The organism is Microbacterium sp. NPDC090014 (assembly GCF_044748285.1).
GTDB lineage: Bacteria > Actinomycetota > Actinomycetes > Actinomycetales > Microbacteriaceae > Microbacterium.
The window spans coordinates 466,273-483,217 of record NZ_JBIVFS010000001.1 but is presented as its reverse complement, the minus strand read 5'-3'; the positions used below and the strand labels follow the sequence as shown (position 1 = coordinate 483,217).

Annotated in this window: 19 protein-coding genes and 1 tRNA gene; 10 read left to right on the top strand and 10 right to left on the bottom strand. The window is 68.4% G+C overall.

Features of this window, described 5'->3' with window-relative positions; genetic code table 11:
- Positions 1 to 107: 107 nt before the first annotated feature.
- Positions 108 to 362, bottom strand: a complete 255-nt coding sequence (locus ACIPV5_RS02375; protein WP_053098281.1) for a hypothetical protein — start codon at positions 360 to 362, stop codon at positions 108 to 110.
- The gene (locus ACIPV5_RS02370) at positions 359 to 595 is read right to left on the bottom strand and encodes a hypothetical protein (protein WP_400339414.1); all 237 of its coding nucleotides are present in this window, start codon (positions 593 to 595) and stop codon (positions 359 to 361) included. The genes ACIPV5_RS02375 and ACIPV5_RS02370 overlap by 4 nt, the downstream gene beginning before the upstream one ends.
- Before the next feature lie 188 nt (positions 596 to 783).
- On the opposite strand from ACIPV5_RS02370, the gene ACIPV5_RS02365 reads away from it, so the two are divergent.
- Together ACIPV5_RS02365 and ACIPV5_RS02360 are read left to right on the top strand one after the other, a co-directional pair.
- Complete coding sequence (locus tag ACIPV5_RS02365; RefSeq protein ID WP_400339411.1) at positions 784 to 1,197, top strand: hypothetical protein; 414 nt, start codon at positions 784 to 786, stop codon at positions 1,195 to 1,197.
- 69 nt (positions 1,198 to 1,266) lie between these two features.
- Complete coding sequence (locus ACIPV5_RS02360) at positions 1,267 to 2,256, top strand: aldo/keto reductase (protein ID WP_400339408.1); 990 nt, start codon at positions 1,267 to 1,269, stop codon at positions 2,254 to 2,256.
- A 14-nt stretch (positions 2,257 to 2,270) separates the two neighbouring features.
- Here ACIPV5_RS02360 and ACIPV5_RS02355 read toward each other — a convergent pair whose 3' ends face one another.
- The 4 genes from ACIPV5_RS02355 to ACIPV5_RS02340 form a co-directional block, all read right to left on the bottom strand.
- Entirely contained in the window at positions 2,271 to 3,068 is a 798-nt protein-coding gene (locus ACIPV5_RS02355; protein WP_400339405.1) for a siderophore-interacting protein, read from the bottom strand.
- A gap of 127 nt (positions 3,069 to 3,195) precedes the next feature.
- The gene (locus ACIPV5_RS02350; RefSeq protein WP_187249145.1) at positions 3,196 to 4,575 is read right to left on the bottom strand and encodes an LCP family protein; all 1,380 of its coding nucleotides are present in this window, start codon (positions 4,573 to 4,575) and stop codon (positions 3,196 to 3,198) included.
- Between the two features lie 127 nt (positions 4,576 to 4,702).
- Positions 4,703 to 5,044, bottom strand: a complete 342-nt coding sequence (locus tag ACIPV5_RS02345) for a hypothetical protein (RefSeq protein ID WP_400339401.1) — start codon at positions 5,042 to 5,044, stop codon at positions 4,703 to 4,705.
- Position 5,045: 1 nt separating this feature from the next.
- On the bottom strand, positions 5,046 to 5,339 hold the full coding sequence (locus tag ACIPV5_RS02340; protein ID WP_295101910.1) for a hypothetical protein: 294 nt from the start codon (positions 5,337 to 5,339) through the stop codon (positions 5,046 to 5,048).
- Between the two features lie 160 nt (positions 5,340 to 5,499).
- Between ACIPV5_RS02340 and ACIPV5_RS02335 the strand changes: the two genes are divergently transcribed.
- On the top strand, positions 5,500 to 5,913 hold the full coding sequence (locus ACIPV5_RS02335; protein ID WP_400339399.1) for a hypothetical protein: 414 nt from the start codon (positions 5,500 to 5,502) through the stop codon (positions 5,911 to 5,913).
- Positions 5,914 to 5,999: 86 nt separating this feature from the next.
- On the opposite strand, the gene ACIPV5_RS02330 is transcribed toward ACIPV5_RS02335, so the two are convergent.
- A tRNA-Leu gene (locus ACIPV5_RS02330) sits at positions 6,000 to 6,082 on the bottom strand.
- Positions 6,083 to 6,353: 271 nt separating this feature from the next.
- Here ACIPV5_RS02330 and ACIPV5_RS02325 point away from each other — a divergent pair.
- The 7 genes from ACIPV5_RS02325 to pknB are packed head-to-tail and all read left to right on the top strand — an operon-like array spanning position 6,354 to position 15,248.
- The gene (locus ACIPV5_RS02325) at positions 6,354 to 7,082 is read left to right on the top strand and encodes a DUF3662 and FHA domain-containing protein (RefSeq protein ID WP_053098273.1); all 729 of its coding nucleotides are present in this window, start codon (positions 6,354 to 6,356) and stop codon (positions 7,080 to 7,082) included.
- Complete coding sequence (locus tag ACIPV5_RS02320) at positions 7,079 to 7,609, top strand: FHA domain-containing protein (protein ID WP_053098272.1); 531 nt, start codon at positions 7,079 to 7,081, stop codon at positions 7,607 to 7,609. Before ACIPV5_RS02325 ends, ACIPV5_RS02320 begins: the two co-directional genes overlap by 4 nt.
- A 7-nt stretch (positions 7,610 to 7,616) precedes the next feature.
- Entirely contained in the window at positions 7,617 to 8,912 is a 1,296-nt protein-coding gene (locus tag ACIPV5_RS02315) for a PP2C family serine/threonine-protein phosphatase (RefSeq protein WP_053098271.1), read from the top strand.
- Positions 8,909 to 10,294 (top strand): FtsW/RodA/SpoVE family cell cycle protein, encoded by a 1,386-nt coding sequence (locus ACIPV5_RS02310; protein WP_072590403.1) that lies wholly within the window; start codon positions 8,909 to 8,911, stop codon positions 10,292 to 10,294. The genes ACIPV5_RS02315 and ACIPV5_RS02310 overlap by 4 nt, the downstream gene beginning before the upstream one ends.
- A 1-nt stretch (position 10,295) precedes the next feature.
- On the top strand, positions 10,296 to 11,750 hold the full coding sequence (locus tag ACIPV5_RS02305; RefSeq protein WP_363518661.1) for a penicillin-binding transpeptidase domain-containing protein: 1,455 nt from the start codon (positions 10,296 to 10,298) through the stop codon (positions 11,748 to 11,750).
- On the top strand, positions 11,747 to 13,498 hold the full coding sequence (locus tag ACIPV5_RS02300; protein WP_053098268.1) for a serine/threonine-protein kinase: 1,752 nt from the start codon (positions 11,747 to 11,749) through the stop codon (positions 13,496 to 13,498). Before ACIPV5_RS02305 ends, ACIPV5_RS02300 begins: the two co-directional genes overlap by 4 nt.
- A gap of 55 nt (positions 13,499 to 13,553) precedes the next feature.
- Positions 13,554 to 15,248 (top strand): Stk1 family PASTA domain-containing Ser/Thr kinase, encoded by a 1,695-nt coding sequence (pknB, locus tag ACIPV5_RS02295; protein ID WP_053098267.1) that lies wholly within the window; start codon positions 13,554 to 13,556, stop codon positions 15,246 to 15,248.
- Here pknB and ACIPV5_RS02290 read toward each other — a convergent pair.
- The 3 genes from ACIPV5_RS02290 to ACIPV5_RS02280 are packed head-to-tail and all read right to left on the bottom strand — an operon-like array spanning position 15,227 to position 16,863.
- Positions 15,227 to 15,895 carry an aminodeoxychorismate/anthranilate synthase component II gene (locus tag ACIPV5_RS02290; RefSeq protein WP_230101134.1) on the bottom strand — a complete coding sequence of 223 codons (669 nt, stop codon included), beginning with the start codon at positions 15,893 to 15,895 and terminating at the stop codon, positions 15,227 to 15,229. The genes pknB and ACIPV5_RS02290 overlap by 22 nt on opposite strands.
- Positions 15,892 to 16,047: a hypothetical protein gene (locus tag ACIPV5_RS02285; RefSeq protein ID WP_167947501.1), complete on the bottom strand. Its 156-nt coding sequence runs from the start codon at positions 16,045 to 16,047 to the stop codon at positions 15,892 to 15,894. Before ACIPV5_RS02285 ends, ACIPV5_RS02290 begins: the two co-directional genes overlap by 4 nt.
- Before the next feature lie 21 nt (positions 16,048 to 16,068).
- A complete protein-coding gene (locus ACIPV5_RS02280; RefSeq protein ID WP_072590401.1) occupies positions 16,069 to 16,863 on the bottom strand; it encodes a class E sortase in 795 nt (264 codons plus the stop codon).
- Positions 16,864 to 16,945: the final 82 nt, after the last annotated feature.

Sequence of the window (16,945 nt, the reverse complement as noted above, 5' to 3'; positions counted from 1 at the left end):
CGCACACGCAGGGAAGGAGATCTCACAGTACGAAGGACGGATGCCGACGGCTCACCCTTCGTCGAGAGAGATCTCCTTCACTGCGGTCGTCGCACAGATGGCGACGGTCAGTCGCCCGAGCGTCGCGTTCCGATACCCGGTTCGTCGTTGTGGATGGACTCGTCCTGCACGGATGACTCCGACGACGGGTCGACGCGCACCGCACCGGAACCGCCCGAGTCGGCGCCAGCGTTTCCGGCGGGAGTCTCTCCGACCTGGTCGGGGTCGTCCGCGTTGCGATCTTCGATCAGCGCGGCGATCCCTTCCTCGGAGGGTTCTGCACCGCCGAGATCCTGACCGGACTCCTCGCCGCGGCCGCTCACTCGGTGCCGTCCCGCAGGTCGGTCGGCGCGTCTCCGCTGTGATGCAGACCCTCGTCCTCCGGAGCCAGGTCACCCTGTCCGTCGTCGCCCAGCTCGGCGTCGACCGGGTCGTCGCCCTGGGTCTCGGGCTGGTCGGTATCGGTGGGGAAGGTGCCGTCCGAGAAGTCGTCGACTCGGGGGATGCCGGGCATGTCCGGCGGGAAGCTGTTCGCGAAAGCGTCGATGTTCGACATGATGCCCTCCAGGGTTGGTGTCCGAGCTCTCATGATGCGTCCGATCCGCGGCGAGCGCAGGGCGGTTGACAGCCCGGCGGAGGGCGAGGATCATTCCCGCCCCGATCCCGACGGGTGACGTCACAGGCCGGGCCGATTCGGCGGGCTGCTCGATTGTGTCGACACCCGGTCGCCCCTATGGTGTGGTCATGAACCGCTCGTGCCTCCGTCCACTGGTGAGCGCGGCTCTCGCGCTCGGGGCGGTCGCGCTTCTGGCCGGCTGCGTCAACGCTCCGACGGTCGACCTTCTCGCCAGCGGCGAATCCGCCCGCCTGCCTGAGTCGGTCACGTCCGACCAGATCGCGACGGTGGTCCCCGACACGGCGCGCCTGCTCGGCGAGGACTCCGAAGGGCACACTTTCTACGCCGTCGAGGCGAGTGACGAGAGCGGGCTCGGAAGGGTCTGCCTGGTGATCGACGGCGTCGAGAACGGGCCGGTCATGGGATGCGGGGCGATGCCGATCGAGGTCGAGACCGCCGGCGTGCGCGCCCGACTCAGCGTCGAGGTCGTCCCCGAAGACAGCGGCGAGAAGATCGGCGACTACCTCCGCGTCTTCCTGTGATCGACGACCCCGCACCGCGCGTGACCGTGAGAGCATCGATCGCAGACCACGACTCGAGGGAGATCTCGGATGCTCGACACAGCAGACAGCGTCAGGCTCGGCCGTTCCGGAGTGAAGATCTCGAAGGTGGTGCTCGGATGCATGAGCTTCGGCGCACCGGACCGCGGCGCACACGGATGGTCGCTCGATGAGGAAGCGAGCCGCCCGCTGATCGCGCAGGCTCTCGAGGCAGGAATCACGACGTTCGACACCGCCGACGTGTACTCCGACGGCACGAGCGAGGAATTCGTCGGCCGTGCACTCAAGGACTTCGCGCGCCGCGACGAGATCGTGCTCGCGACGAAGGTGCACGGGCGCATGGGCCCGGGCGCGAATCAGGCCGGACTCAGCCGCGGGCACATCCTGTCGGGCATCGACGCGAGCTTGACGCGCCTCGGCACCGAGTATGTCGATCTTTACCAGATCCACCGGTGGGACCCCGAGACGCCGATCGAAGAGACCATGGAGGCGCTGCACGACGTCGTCCGCTCGGGCAAGGCTCGCTACATCGGCGCATCATCGATGTGGGCGTGGCAGTTCGCCAAGGCCCAGGGTGTCGCTGCGCAGAACGGCTGGACGCGCTTCGTCTCGATGCAGGATCAGTACAACCTGCTGCAGCGCGAGGAGGAGCGGGAGATGCATCCGTTCTGCCTCGACTCGGGCGTCGGCGTGCTGCCCTGGTCTCCGCTGGCGCGTGGCAGGCTGACGCGGGAGTGGGATGAGACGACCACGCGCACGGCGACCGATGCCTTCGGCGCGACGCTCTACCACCGCGAGGAGGAGTCGAATCGGGCGATCGTGGATGCGGTGGCTCGCGTCGCCGAGGGACGCGGCGTCTCCCGGGCGCAGATCGCACTCGCGTGGGTCGCGCAGCAGTCGGCGGTGACCGCCCCGATCGTCGGCGCGACCAAGGCCGTTCACATCGACGATGCGGTCGCAGCCGTCAGCATCCGACTCGAAGCCGCCGAGCTCGCAGAGCTGGAGGGCGCCTACACGCCGCGGGAGCCCGAAGGGTTCTGACGGCGCTTCGGCGCCTACTCGATCTGACCGATGGGCTCCCGCTTCTCGGCCTGGAACTGGTCCTCCGCGCGGCCTCGCGCCCAGTAGGCGGAGATCGACAACGACTCTCTGGGCACCTCGCGCTGCTTCAGCAGGGCCCGAACGGCCTTGATGGTTCCGCGCTCCCCGTGCGCGAACACACCGGGGTGCCCGTCCGACCAGGCCAGCTCCGCGAGGACGGCCAGCAGCTCGTCATCGGACTCAGTCCATCGCACCGCCACTCCGGATGGAGCATCGGGAAGGATGCGGTCGCCGGGGTCGGCGACGGTGAGGATGACGTGCCCGACGGCATCCGAGTCCATCGCCTCGACGGCTGACGAGATCGCCGGGAGCGCGGTGTGGTCGCCGATGAGCAGATGCCACGGCGCTCCCGGCTCGGGCAGGTAGCCGCCGCCCGCGCCGCTGACGACCAGCGTGTCCCCGACCTGTGCACGTCGAGCCCACGGACCGGCGACACCCTCATCGCCGTGCACGACGAAGTCGATGACGAGACGCTGGCGCTCGGCATCCGCTGCTCGCACCGTGTATGTGCGCGGAGTGGGCAGCTTCTCGGGGCTGTGCTCCCGCAGCTGAGCGAGATCGTAGGGAGGGGTGAGCCCGTGGCGAGGGTCGGCGAACAGGATCTTGACGTACTTGTCGGTGTAGACGTTGTCGGTGAAGGCCTCGTACCCGTCGCCTCCGGCCGTGATGCGCACGAGGTCGGGGCTGACCTGCTCGACCTGCTGCACGCTGAGCACGGCTTGGCTGGGGGTTCGGCGAGGCTGTTCCGGCATTGCGTCTCCTGACGAAGAGGAAGGAAGTCCTCTCCAGTCTGCCGGTCCTGTTCGGTGAGCCGGGCCACTTTCCAATAAGGAAAGTCGTCGTACACCGCGCACGCCACGGAGGCGTGATGGGTACGCCTCAGGCGGCGCAGAGGTCGGTGTCGGCGCTGCGGTTCACCGCATCCACCGGCCGCGGTGGCACCGGGGTGGCGCGGGGCTGCGAGGTGAGTGCTTCGTAGTCGGCGCCGAGCAGCAGCTGCACGCCGTCGACGTCTCCGACCTGGACGACGACCTGGATGCCGAGCTCTGCGGCGAGCGCCTGCGCCGTCTGCTGGGCGTCAGGGGTGTCTGCGGCCGTGATGGTCGTGAGGTCGACCGGGTCGGCATTGGCGATGCCGGCGACGGTGTATCCGTAGCCCGTCGCGTCATCGGAGACGCGGGACGCCAGACCGCTGACACCGGCACCGTTGAGGATCTGCACGGGCGCGGTGCGCACCGGCGCCTCGGGCTGCACCTCGTCGGTGGTGAGCACGATCGGCACGTCGTCGATCAGCGCCCGGAAGATGACGTCGGCGTCCGCGGTCGGCACGACGCGATTGGGGTCCTCCGGGGCCTCGGTCGTCGGCATGGTGAGGAATGTGACGCTGCTGAGCGGAACATTCGCGACCCGCGCGGCGAGGCCGGCGAGATCGGTCAGGGCTCCGAGACCGGGGTCGACGGTCATCGACGACGTCACGGCATCGAGGAACGCGTAGAGCCGGTCGGGGCGCACGAGCACGGCGGACTTGGTGGCCTTCTGCACGATCGCCGAGAGCACCATCTGCTGGTGCCCGAGGCGGGCGATGTCGCTCTCCTGAGCGAGCGCATGGCGCGTGCGAGCGAGTGCGAGTGCCTGGTCGCCGTTGATCGACTGGGGGCCGGCGGGCAGGTCGAGGCGTGCGTGCCCGTCCTGCAGCGGCTCCGGCAGGCACACATCGATGCCGCCCATCGCGTCGACCATGCCGATGAATCCCTCGAAGTCCATCTGCACGAAGTGGTCTATCGCGAGACCGGTCAGCTGCTCGACCGCCGCGACGGAGCAGGCCGGGCCGTACTGCAGTGCCGAGTTCAGCATCCCCCAGCCGCCGCCATACGACCCGCGCCCGTTGTCGTCGCACGCCGGCAGGTCGCCGACGGTGTCGCGCGGAAGCTGCACGGCGTCGATGCGGGTGTTGTCACTCGAGATGTGAGCGATCACCATCGCGTCGCTGCGCTCGGTGCCGTCGTCTTCGCCGAAGCCCTCGGACTCGAGCGCCCGGGAATCGGACCCGAGCAGCAGGATGTTCAGATCGCCCGTCGCGAGCTCGGGCTCGCTCTCACCGTCGTCCGAGCGGATGGGCGCCGTGGTGACGTTGCCCTGCAGCTGCCCGTAGGCGATGGCGCCCACGGCGACCAGGGCGGCCACGACGGCGACGCTGATCCAGCCGATCACTCGACCGCGCCGACGACGTGGTCGAGACGCGGGTTCGGAGCCTGACATGACGTCGTTCTGGTCGTCGCTGTGGGGGGAAGCTGGCGATCTCACCTGCTCACACCATCACGAGTGGGGCCTGAGCGCCAACACGTGGAGGCGGCGAGTCCTGCGAGGGTGCTGTGAGCCCGGTCGCTCACACCGTGACATACCCCCGGGAGGAGTCGTCGTGGATGAGGCGGTAGTCGGGCGTGGTGCCCCGCCGGTCGGCCAGGCTCCACACCCGGGTCGATCGCCCGTCGCCGGCGGACGCGGCGCCGTACTCGAGGACGAGCGCGCTCGGCATGGCCCCGTCGCGGTACTCCCCGACGAAGTAGCGCGGGCTGCCGAGACCACCCGAGTCCACCCGCCCGACGAAACGAGCCGAGTCGGTCAGTCGAGGAGGAGTGGCGAGCAGGTCGGCGGGTGTGATGCGCTGGACGGCCTCGTGCTGTGCGAAAGCAGACAGGGAGAGAGGCATGATCGAGTCGATTCGCATCTCAGACCGCCTCCGCCTTCTGATCGCTGCGCGACGATCGTTCGCGAAGGCTCTGAGCCCAGTCCTTCGTGTCGGTGAACCGGTGCTCGTCGAGGTAGGCGCGGACGACGTCGTGCACGAGGCGGATCCGTGACTCCGTCCCCATCGCCGCCTGCATCATGTCGACCGTCGGCGCGGGCGCCCCGTCGATGCGCTCGAGCGCCTGGCGGATGATGCGCTCGCGCCCCTCCCGTCCGAGGGACTTCTCCATGGAGGGCGTCTGGCGTGGGTACTCTGGGGCGTGTTCGTGACTCATGCGAGCCTCCTCAGTCAGGGATGGTGGTGTCTCACGGACAGTGGTGCCGGGGCTGCAACCCCGGCACCACGTCGTCTCCCCACCGTATCTTATTTTTAGTCATTCAAAATAAGCGAGGAGTTTCGGCGCGTCGGCCGCACACCGTGAGTAGCCTTCATCCATGAGCTTCCATATCGAGCACACCCTCGACGGCCGTTGGGCGAGCGCCGGCGCCTACGACTCCCTCGGCGAGGCGGTGATGGCGGCGTTGGGCGTGAAGCGCCCGCCCGTTCTCGTCGTCGACGACTCCGCCGACAGTGGCGCCGACGAGGTCGCCGCCGTCCTGAAGAAGGGCGAGGTGCTCACCGCGACACCTGAGCCTGAGTGGTGGGGTCGGGTGAAGAAGGCGTCGCAGGACAAGCTGCTCGCCGGAGGCCGGCTCGATGCCGCCGTGGTGACGGATCTCACCGATGCCGGTGGTGCAGTGGCAGCGACGGCATGGGAGAGCGGCCCCGTCGAGGAGTGGGAGCTGACGCCGGCATCCGACCACGACTGGGTGCGCTTCGAAGCCGCTCGGCGGTCGATCCGAGGCTGACGCCCCGCCGACACCTCTGCCGATGCATGAGAAAGGCCCGGCTTCCTCGAAAGGAACCGGGCCTGTCTCTCATTCACTGCTCGCTGTGCGCGAGGGGGGACTTGAACCCCCACGTCCATAAGGACACTGGCACCTGAAGCCAGCGCGTCTACCATTCCGCCACTCGCGCGAGTATGTCGGGCTCCGAAGAACTCAACTTCCCAAAGATATCACGCGTTTCGCCCATCGATGAAACCGGCGTCGCCGCGGTCTGCAGGAGTCGGGCACGGATGCCGGACGAGAGGATGTTCTTCGGTCCTGCAGACGTGCCGAGCTCCTGCATCCGGCGCATCCCACTCCCCCACTCCCCCGGAATCTCGGCGTTTTCCCGCCTCGCGAGGGCGTTCACCCAGCACACCTCGCTACGATGTGCCTACCGGTCGGCATGCCAGAGGAGCCCAGTGGGACTACTTGACAGCTTTGAGAAGGGTCTCGAGCGCGCTGTGAACAGCGCCTTCGCGAAGACCTTCCGCAGCGGCATCCAGCCCGTGGAGATCGCTTCCGCCCTTCGGCGCGAAGCGGACACCAAAGCGGCTGTGGTGAGCAGGGACCGCATCATCGCGCCCAATAACTTCGTCGTGCGCCTCAGCACCGACGACGCCGAGCGCATGCAGGGGCTCGGTGGAGCCCTCACCGACGAACTGCACGCGCTTCTCACCAAGCACGCGAAGTCGCAGGGTTACAGCTTCTCCGGCCCGCTCTCGATCTCGCTCGAGGGTGACGACAAGATCGCGACCGGCACGGTCAACGTCAGCTCAGGAACCGTCGAGGGGCGCGTCGAGTGGCAGGCCGTGATCGACGTCGACGGCCGTCGCCACTCGCTCACCCGCGCACGCACCGTCATCGGCCGCGGAACGGATGCCGACATCACGATCGCCGACGCCGGATCCAGCCGTAAGCACGTCGAGGTCCTCTGGGACGGAGAGCGCGCCATGATGCGCGATCTCGGCTCGACGAACGGCACCAAGGTCGACGGCCAGAAGGTGCGCGAAGCCGCCCTCCCCTCCGACACCACCCTGACCATCGGACGCACCGACCTGGTGTTCCGCATCGTTCCCGTCGCCACCCCGTCGCGCCCGCCCCGGCCGCGCGACGACGACGCGACCCGCGCGTTCGGGGCCATCTCGTGAGCACACCCAGTGAACTCGTCCTGCTGCTGCTGCGCGTGGGCTTCCTGCTGCTGCTGTGGTTCTTCGTGTTCGGCGTCGTCTACTCGCTGCGCGCCGATCTGTTCGGCATGAAGGTCCGCAAGCTCCCGGCCGAGGTCGCCGCGGCGACTCCCGCTCCGACGCAGTCGCCCGCATCCGCCCCGGCCTCGCGCCCCGCGTCGTCGAAGCCCAGCACTGGTCCCGCCACGGTCGCGACGGCCAAGCGGCTCGTCATCACCTCCGGTCCGAAGGCGGGGCTCGAGCTCCCCCTCGGCAACGAGACGTTGACGATCGGACGCTCCAGCGAATCCGCCCTCGTGATCCGCGACGACTACACGTCCAGTCACCACGCACGTCTGATGCTGCGCGGCGACAGCTGGGCCATCCAGGACCTCGACTCGACCAACGGCACCTTCGTCGCCGGCCAGCGCGTGACCGGCGGTCCCGTCGCCCTCGCCCTCGGCACCCCCATCAAGGTGGGCGCCACGACCTTCGAGCTGCGAGCCTGACCCCGGCATGGTCTTCGAAGGCTCGAGCGCCGCGATCTCCCACACCGGGAAGGTCCGCTCCAACAACCAGGATTCCGGTTACTCCGGGGCGAATCTCTTCGTCGTCGCCGACGGCATGGGCGGTCACGCCGGCGGTGACGTCGCCTCGAGCATCGCGATCCACCGGATGGAGCCGCTCGACCAGCCGTACTCGTCGGTCGACGACGCACAGGCCTCTCTGCAGGCCGCCGCGACCACCGCGGCCGGCGATCTGATCCGCGCCGCCAAGGACCGTCCCGAGCTCGCCGGACTCGGCACCACGCTCAGCGCCGTCATCATGGTCGACGACTACGCGGTCATCGGCCACATCGGCGACTCGCGCATCTACCTCTACCGCGATGACGCGGTGACGCAGATCACGGCCGACCACACCTTCGTGCAGCGACTCGTCGACTCGGGCCGCATCACCCCCGAAGAGGCGCGATACCACCCGCGTCGCTCGGTGCTCATGCGCGTGCTGAGCGACATGGACGCCGATCCCGAGCTCGACATGTTCGTGATGCACACCCAGCCGGGCGACCGCTGGCTGCTGTGCTCCGACGGCCTCTCGGGCGTCGTCGACGAGGCGCACATCCTCAAGGCGATGCGCATGGGCATGGCGCCTGGCCGCACGGCCGACAACCTGCTCAAGCAGGCGCTCGACGGCGGAGCCCCCGACAACGTGACGATCGTCCTCGTCGAGGTCGGCGGTCAGCACGCGATGCACTCCGGCACGGCGACGATCGTCGGCTCGGCATCGAACCCCGCCAACGTGACCGTTCCTCCGGTGCGCGCGCCCCGCGGCAACTGGCTGCACCCGGTACGCCAGGCCGCGAACGAGCCCAGCCACTTCGAGCCGGCCCCCGAATACCTCGAGGAGCTCATCGAAGAGGATCGTCGACGCGCCAAGCGCCGCCGTCTCGGATGGATCGCCGGGATGCTGGTGGTCGTCGCGATGCTCGTGTTCGCCGCCTTCGCCGCCTACAGCTGGACGCAGACGCGCTACTTCGTCGGCGCCGACGACGACAGTGTCGTGATCTACCAGGGCGTGCAGCAGAACATCGGCCCGATCACCCTGTCGACGCCGCTCCGCGACACCGACATCCTCCTCGCCAACCTCCCGCCGTACCAGCGTGATTCCGTGGAGCGCACGATCACGGCGCGGTCGTTCTCGGATGCCGAGGCCATCGTCGCGCGACTCCAGGCCGGCGCCGACCGCGTGATCGGCGAGACCCCGCTGCCCACTCCCCTGCCCACCGCGACGCCGACGGAGGACGCAGGATGACCACCGACGTCACGGCCGACACCAGCGTCATCAAGGCCCTCAAGAGAATGCGGATGCCGCAGACGCAGCGCAACCGCGAGTTCTGGCTGCTGCTCTTCGCCGTCGCTCTCAGTGGCGGCGCTCTCACGCTCGTGCAGCTCGGTGCTCTGGGTCTGATCGACCCCATGATCCTGGCGATCGGCGGGGGCCTCGCCGTGCTGGCCTTCGCCGTGCACTTCGTGCTGCGTGCCGTCGCGTCGGCCGCCGACCCGTTCCTGCTGCCGATCGCCACGCTGCTGACCGGCCTCGGCATCGCGATGATCTATCGCATCGACATCGCGAAGTCCCTCACGGGGTGGGACGCCTACTCGACGAAGCAGCTCGCGTGGACGGGCATCTCCCTCGCCGGGGCGATCGCGTGCGTGATCCTGCTGCGCAACTACCGGGTGCTGTTCCGCTACACCTACATCTTCGGCCTCTCCGGCATCCTGCTCCTGCTGCTCCCCTTCGTCCCGGGCCTGCGCATCCCCGATGCGAACGCCCAGGTCTGGGTGTCGCTCGGCGGCATGTTCGCCTTCCAGCCCGGCGAGCTCGCCAAGATCTGCCTCGCGATCTTCTTCGCGGGCTATCTCGTGCGCACGCGGGAGAGCCTGACGTCTGTCGGCACGAAGTTCCTGGGCATCATGTGGCCGCGCATGCGCGAACTCGGACCGGTTCTGGTGGTGTGGGCGATCTCGCTCGGCATCATCGTCATCCAGCGCGACCTCGGAACCGGAACCCTGATCTTCGGCATGTTCGTCGCGATGCTCTACGTCGCGACCGGCAAGACCAGCTGGGTGCTCATCGGCCTCGCCCTCGTGGCTGCGGGTGTCGCGGTGGCGACACAGATCCTCAGCTACGTGCAGGGCCGCTTCGTCAACTGGCTGTTCCTCTTCGACCCCGAGAAGGTCGACCCCGACGGCGCCGGCTTCCAGCCCATGCAGGGCCTGTTCGGGCTGGCGCACGGCGGCCTTCTCGGCACGGGCTGGGGTCAGGGACGCCCCGACGTCACGCCCCTCGCCCACAGCGACTACATCATCACGAGCCTCGGCGAGGAGATCGGCCTGATCGGGCTGTTCGCGATCCTCTGCCTCTACATGGTCTTCGTGAGCCGTGGCGTGCGCATCGGACTGGCGGGTCAGGACGACTTCGGCAAGCTGCTCGCCATCGGCCTCTCGTTCACCATCGCGCTGCAGGTGTTCATCATGGTCGGCGGCGTGACGAGGGTCATCCCGCTGACCGGTCTGACCACGCCGTTCCTCGCCGCCGGTGGATCCTCGCTCATCGCCAACTGGCTGATCGTGGCCATCCTGCTGCGCATCTCCGACGGCGTCCGCAGCCAACCCCGGGCGGTGATCGGCTGACATGACCAAAGAACTCCGCCGTCTCAGCATCGTGATGCTGTTCATGTTCCTGTCGCTGTTCGCCGCGACCAGCTGGATCCAGGTCGTCGAGGCCGACGCCCTCGGGCAGAACCCGAACAACAGGCGCACGCTCCTCGACAGCTACGAGATCCAGCGCGGGTCGATCATCGTCGACGACGTCGCGATCGCCTCCTCGACCCCCTCGGACGACCGCTACCAGTTCCAGCGCGTCTACACGGATGCCGCGATGTGGGCCCCTGTCACCGGGTACTTCAACCCGGCGCTGCAGTCGGCGACCGGCATCGAGCGGGCGATGAACGCCGACCTGTCGGGAACGGGATCGAGCGCCTTCTTCGCCGAGATCGAGCGGATCCTCTCGGGTCAGCCGCAGAGCGGATTCAGCGTCGAGCTGACCCTCGACACGGCCGCGCAGCGCGCCGCATACGACGCTCTGCAGGGCCTCAACGGCGCGGTCGTCGCTATCGAGCCGAAGACCGGGCGCATCCTCGCACTGGTGTCGACCCCCGGGTTCGACACCAACCAGCTCGCGACGCACGACGCGGATGCCGCGAACGCGACCTACGACCAGCTCGACGAAGACCCCACGAAGCCCCTCTCGAACCGAGCGATCGCCGGCGACCTCAACCCTCCCGGCTCGACGTTCAAGCTCGTCGTCGCGGCCGCGGCCTACGAGTCGGGCAACTGGACGCCCGACTCGACGCTCCCGAACCCGGCCCGCTATCAGCTGCCCGGCTCGACGAACACGGTCGCGAACGCCTGGGGCGGCACGTGCGGCAGCGGAGACACCGTGTCGATCTCCGAAGCCATCCGCCTGAGCTGCAACATCCCGATGGCCGAGCTCGCCGTCGAGCTCGGCGATGACGCGATCCGCGAGATGGCGGAGAAGTTCGGCTTCAATCGGAGCTTCTCGACGCCGCTAGAATCGACTCCGTCGAGCTACCCGCGTGCCCTCGACGACGCGCAGACCGCCCTCACCGGATTCGGCCAGGGACAGGTCACCGCGACGCCGCTGCAGATCGCGATGGTGGCGGCCGGCATCGCGAACGACGGCGTCGTGATGAACCCCCGTCTGGTCGACACGGTGATCGGCAACGACCTCTCGGTCATCCGTTCGTACGACGACACCCAGTTCGGTCAGACGACCGATGCGACGATCGCCGATCAGATCACGGCGTCGATGGTCGCGAGCGTCTCAAACGGCGCTGCGCAGGGTGCAAGAATAGACGGGGTCGATGTGGCGGGGAAGACCGGCACGACCGAGAACGATAACAAGCCGTACACGTTGTGGTTCACCGGTTTCGCGCCGGCGGACGACCCCGAGGTGGCAGTAGCGGTCCTCGTCGAAGACGGCGGTGGACAAGGGCAGTCAGGATCCGGCGACACCATCGCCGCTCCGATTGCAAAGAAGGTCATAGAGGCGGTGCTGGGCAGATGAGACCGACGCAGGGTGTGTCGTTCGGTGGTCGCTACGAGCTGCAGTCGCGTATTGCGATCGGCGGCATGGGCGAGGTGTGGGAGGCGACGGATCACGTCATCGGTCGCACCGTGGCCATCAAGATCCTCAAGGACGAGTACATGGGGGACCCCGGGTTCCTCGAGCGGTTCCGCGCTGAGGCGCGCCATGCCGCACTCGTCAACCACGAGGGCATCGCGAGCGTCTTCGACTACGGCGAGGAGAACGGCAGCGCCTACCTCGTCATGGAGCTCGTTCCCGGCGAGGCCCTCTCGACCGTGCTCGAGCGCGACGGCGCCCTGAGCGCCGACAAGACCCTCGACATCGTCGCGCAGACGGCATCCGCTCTGCAGGCCGCGCATGCGGCAGGTCTCGTGCACCGTGACATCAAGCCCGGAAACCTGCTGATCACGCCGGACGGCCGCGTCAAGATCACGGACTTCGGCATCGCCCGCATCGCCGACCAGGTGCCGCTGACGGCCACCGGCCAGGTCATGGGCACCGTGCAGTACCTCTCGCCCGAGCAGGCGTCGGGGCACCCGGCGTCACCGGCGACCGACACGTACTCGCTCGGCATCGTCGCCTACGAGTGCCTCGCAGGCAAGCGGCCCTTCACGGGTGAATCGCAGGTCGCGATCGCGATGGCGCAGATCAACGAGCAGCCTCCGCCGCTGCCGCCGACCGTGCCGATCCCGGTGCAGAACCTCGTCATGGCGATGATCGCCAAGAAGCCCGCCGACCGCCCGTCGTCGTCGGCGACCGTGGCACGCGCCGCCCAGGCTCTGCGCCGAGGCGACCTGAACTCCGCTGCCATCGCGGTGCCGGCCATCGCGACCGGTGGTGTCGCCTCCGACGACGCCACCCGGCTGCTCACCGCATCGGGCGACGACGGCACGACGCGCATCCTCCCCACGACGGCCCAGCTGCCCACCGGCGAGCAGGCCGAGGAGGAAGCCGAGAAGAAGAAGAAGCGCAGCCCCTGGACGTGGCCGCTGATCGCTCTCATCGCACTGCTCGTGATCGTGCTCGGTGGAACCGTGTTCGCCCTGATGAATCAGGGCGACCCCGATCCCGAGCCGACCCAGTCGGAGACCGTATCGCAGACCCCGAAGCCGACACCGACCGAGACCGAGACGCCCGAGCCCGAGCTCGTGGACGTCGATGCTCTCGGTCTCGTGGGGATGCAGTGCGATGCCGCGCAGACCGCTGCCGCCAACGCCGGACTCCAGGCCGAGTGCGTGGTGGGCAACACCATCGCTCCCAACGCGAACCAGGTCGGCACGGTCGAGTCCGTGCAGCCCGGCGGCAACGTTCCCGAGGGCACGGCCATCACGCTGACGACCTTCAAGGAGCAGGTGAAGGTGGGCAAGCCCTCGGGCACCCCGACCATCGCCGGCACCGCCACCGAGGGCGAGCCCGTGACCCTCAACTGGCCGAGCTTCGAGTGCCCCTCGGGCACCCCGGCGCGATCGGCCTTCGAGGTGACGCTCACCAACGCGACGTTCTCCGGCGGCAACGCCGGCGAGTCCATCCGCAGCTTCGGACCCAGCGTGCTCTCGACGCAGATCGTCCCCGGCACGGCCGGACAGTCGATCACCGCCACGTTCCGCGTCTTCTGCGGCAGCGACATGCCGTCCGAGCAGTCGGATGCCATGCCGGGCGTCGTCATCCTGCCCGCCGCGCCGGGCGCCGATGAAGGCGACGCAGACGGCGGAGACTCAGGCGAATAACCCGCTCCCGCCGTAGGCTGGAGCATCCACAAGGTCGTATCAGGGGGGTCACTACGTGTCGACAGAGCCACGCGTTCTCGCGGGTCGCTATCGCGTCGACGAGCTCATCGGGCACGGCGGCATGGCGAAGGTGTACCGCGGGTACGATCTGACGCTCGGTCGTGCGGTGGCGATCAAGATCCTCGACCCCGAACTGGCTCGCGACAACGCGTTCCGCACGCGATTCCGTCTCGAGGCCCAGTCCGCGTCGCGGATGTCGCACCCGTCGATCGTCCGCGTCTACGACGCCGGCGACCCCTCGACGACCGACAGCAGCACGGATGAGCCTCCGTACATCATCATGGAGCTGATCAGCGGCACGCTGCTGAAGGACATCATCGCCAAGGGCCCGGTTCCCGTCGACGACGCCGTGCGCTATGTCGACGGCATCCTCGAGGCACTGGACTACTCGCATCGTGCGGGTGTCGTGCACCGCGACATCAAGCCTGGCAACGTGATGGTGACCGACAAGGGCCAGGTCAAGGTCATGGACTTCGGCATCGCCCGAGCCGTGTCCGACTCGTCATCGACGGTCGCCGAGACCACCCAGATCATCGGCACCGCGGCATACTTCTCACCCGAGCAGGCCAAGGGCGAACCGGTCGACGCACGCGCCGACCTCTACTCGACCGGCGTCGTGCTCTATGAACTGCTCACCGGCCGTCAGCCGTTCCGCGGCGAATCCCCTGTGGCCGTCGCCTACCAGCACGTCAGCGAGACTCCGGTCCCTCCGACCGAGGTGAACGAGGACTCCCCCGGCGCGCTCGACCCGATCGTCCTGCGCGCGCTGGCCAAGGATCCCTACCAGCGATACCCGGATGCCGCGCACTTCCGCGCTGCGCTCGACTCGGCGGTCTCCGGCCATGCGCCGAGCCGCAAGGAGCTCGGCGCGCTCACGAGCGAGCTGTACGGACCGAATCCGCGTGCCGCGCAGGAGACCGCCCGGTCGCTCCGCCAGCTGAGCACCGACACCACCATGGCTCGCACGCAGTCGGGTCCGCCCGTCGCGTGGATCTGGGCGGGTGTGGCACTGCTTGCCGTGCTTCTCGCCTCAGTGTTGTTCTGGGTCTGGACGCTCAGCATGCGCCCGGACGACGTGCCGTCGAGCTCGCGCGTGGTGCCTGATCTCGTCAACGTCTCGTCCGAGCGCGCCCAGGATGATCTCGGCAAGCTCGATCTCACCTCGAAGCTGGTGCTCGAGTCCAGCAACGACATCGTCGAGGGCAACGTGACCCGCACAGACCCTGCGTCCGGCACCGCCGTGAGCGAGGGCGATTCCGTGACGGTCTACGTGTCCTCCGGCAAGGAGACGGTGGTCGTCCCGATGCTCGAGGGCCTCTCTCTGACGGCCGCCAAGGACGCACTCGCGGCGGCAGGGCTCGAACTGGGCACGGTCATCCAGCGCAACGACAAGGGGCTGGCGGCCGAGACGGTGATGGAGGCCAGCGAGGCGGCCGACACCGAGGTCGCACCGCAGACCATCGTGAATCTCGTCGTCGCGAGCGGCCGGGTCACCCTCACCGACGTCACCGGGTGGACGATGGAAGCGGCTCAGGCTGAGCTCGAACGCATCGGCCTCACGCCCAGTCCGGTCGAGCTGATCGACTGCACGCCGACCGAACCGCCCACCGTGTCGTCGATGTCGGCCGCGCCGGGAGACGTGGCGATCGGCTCGACGGTCGAACTGCGCTACTGCGTCGCCGCCGGCTGATCCACACGAGCGTCGGGGCCCGACAGCGGGTGCAGTGCCGCTGAGCGTGCCACGGCATGTGCGTCGCCGCACAGTTCGAGCCAGTTGGCGAGCAGACGGTATCCGCCTTCGGTCAGCACGCTCTCGGGGTGGAACTGCACCCCGAGTATGGGCAGACGGGTGTGCTCCAGTGCCATGACGGTGCCGCTCGCGGTGCGCGCTGTGACGGCCACGTCAGCCGGCAGGTCGGTCTCCGCGAGAGCGAGGGAGTGATATCTGCCCGCGTCGAACGGCGACGGGATGCCGGCGAAGAGCGCTGATCCGTCGTGCGTGACCGGCGACACCATGCCGTGCATCAGCTCAGGCGCCTCTGAAACGGTGGTGCCGAACGCGGCGCCGATCACCTGATGCCCCAGGCAGACGCCGAGGAGCGGCATCCGGATCCTCGCGGCGAGCCGCACGGCGTCGACGGAGACGCCGGCATCGTCAGGGGTGCCCGGGCCGGGAGAGAGCAGCAGCGCGTCGAAGTCCGGCAGCATCACCGCGAGTTCAGCGGCATCGATGGTATCCGCCTCGATCAGCGCGACGTCGGCACCGAGCTCGCGCAGGTAACCCACGAGCGTGTGCACGAAGCTGTCGTGGTTGTCCACGACGAGCACGCGGGTCATTCGAGGTCGACCTCGCCCGGGGTGATCAGCGGGCTCACCCAGGGGAAGACGTACCAGAAGAGCCCGTAGAGCACCGCTGCGACGAGCACGAGGAGGATGAAGAGCTTCAGCCACCACGGGCCGGGGAGGATGCGCCAGAGTGCGGCGTACATGGGTCGTCTCTTTCCGTTCGGCTAGATCGACGGCGCGGCCGGCGGAGGCGGTGGATCGGTGAGCGCGGCGGGCGGACCCTCGGCGCGGGGCTGGAAGCTCTCGTACACGCCGTAGGCGACGATGCGCTCGGCGAGGGAGTACAGCGGCGAACAGGCGGTCAGCGTGATGTACTTCTCCCCCGTCGCGACGCCGGGCATCTGCGGCACATCGAGCAGCACGTCCGTCTGCGTGGGCTTGACGTACTCCAGCGTCCGGAAGCGGTACGTGAACCATCCGTCAGGCGTCTCGACGACGATCGCGTCGCCGACCTGGAGCTTGTCGAGCTGGTTGAAGGGCTTGCCCCAGGTGGTGCGGTGGCCGGCCATCGCGAAGTTGCCGACCTCACCGGGCATCTTCGAGTCGGTGTAGACGCCGATCCCGAGCTTGTCGAGCGTGCGCGCGCGGGTCGTACCGCCGTAGATGCCGACGTTGTACTCGGCACCGAAGCGCGGCACGTGCATCTGGCCGAGGAGCTCGGTGTCGGCCGGAGCGGCGGGGATCACGGGCTCGAACACCGTCGCCCCGTCGTCGGTCTCGACGACCGGTGGGAGCTCGGGAGTGGGTGCGTTCGCCCATTCCTGCGAGACCGCCGCACCCTCTTCGTTCTTCTGGGCCGCGATGATGATATCGCCGATCCACATCTGCCACGCGACGAAGAGAAGCACGATCACTCCGCCCGTGAGCAGCAGCTCGCCGAGGACGCTGGTGAAGGTCGCGCGCGACCGGGGGCGGCGGCGGTGTGCACGTCGCTCCCCCGAGACGACGGATGCAGTCATGGCGACATGCTATCCGCCAGACCTGTACTCCCGCCCTGCGGCCCTGGTTTTCCGCGCGATATGACACTCTTGGGTACACTGT

Excerpts from the sequence above, each read along its gene's own strand:
- ACIPV5_RS02370 (WP_400339414.1), bottom strand. The coding sequence starts at position 595 with ATGTCGAACATCGACGCTTTCGCGAACAGCTTCCCGCCGGACATGCCC.
- ACIPV5_RS02355 (WP_400339405.1), bottom strand. The coding sequence starts at position 3,068 with ATGCCGGAACAGCCTCGCCGAACCCCCAGCCAAGCCGTGCTCAGCGTG.
- ACIPV5_RS02335 (WP_400339399.1), top strand. The coding sequence starts at position 5,500 with ATGAGCTTCCATATCGAGCACACCCTCGACGGCCGTTGGGCGAGCGCC.
- ACIPV5_RS02345 (WP_400339401.1), bottom strand. The coding sequence starts at position 5,044 with ATGCGAATCGACTCGATCATGCCTCTCTCCCTGTCTGCTTTCGCACAG.
- ACIPV5_RS02350 (WP_187249145.1), bottom strand. The coding sequence starts at position 4,575 with ATGTCAGGCTCCGAACCCGCGTCTCGACCACGTCGTCGGCGCGGTCGA.
- ACIPV5_RS02290 (WP_230101134.1), bottom strand. The coding sequence starts at position 15,895 with ATGACCCGCGTGCTCGTCGTGGACAACCACGACAGCTTCGTGCACACG.
- ACIPV5_RS02365 (WP_400339411.1), top strand. The coding sequence starts at position 784 with ATGAACCGCTCGTGCCTCCGTCCACTGGTGAGCGCGGCTCTCGCGCTC.
- ACIPV5_RS02310 (WP_072590403.1), top strand. The coding sequence starts at position 8,909 with ATGACCACCGACGTCACGGCCGACACCAGCGTCATCAAGGCCCTCAAG.
- ACIPV5_RS02280 (WP_072590401.1), bottom strand. The coding sequence starts at position 16,863 with ATGACTGCATCCGTCGTCTCGGGGGAGCGACGTGCACACCGCCGCCGC.
- ACIPV5_RS02285 (WP_167947501.1), bottom strand. The coding sequence starts at position 16,047 with ATGTACGCCGCACTCTGGCGCATCCTCCCCGGCCCGTGGTGGCTGAAG.
- ACIPV5_RS02300 (WP_053098268.1), top strand. The coding sequence starts at position 11,747 with ATGAGACCGACGCAGGGTGTGTCGTTCGGTGGTCGCTACGAGCTGCAG.
- ACIPV5_RS02305 (WP_363518661.1), top strand. The coding sequence starts at position 10,296 with ATGACCAAAGAACTCCGCCGTCTCAGCATCGTGATGCTGTTCATGTTC.
- ACIPV5_RS02315 (WP_053098271.1), top strand. The coding sequence starts at position 7,617 with ATGGTCTTCGAAGGCTCGAGCGCCGCGATCTCCCACACCGGGAAGGTC.
- ACIPV5_RS02360 (WP_400339408.1), top strand. The coding sequence starts at position 1,267 with ATGCTCGACACAGCAGACAGCGTCAGGCTCGGCCGTTCCGGAGTGAAG.
- ACIPV5_RS02340 (WP_295101910.1), bottom strand. The coding sequence starts at position 5,339 with ATGAGTCACGAACACGCCCCAGAGTACCCACGCCAGACGCCCTCCATG.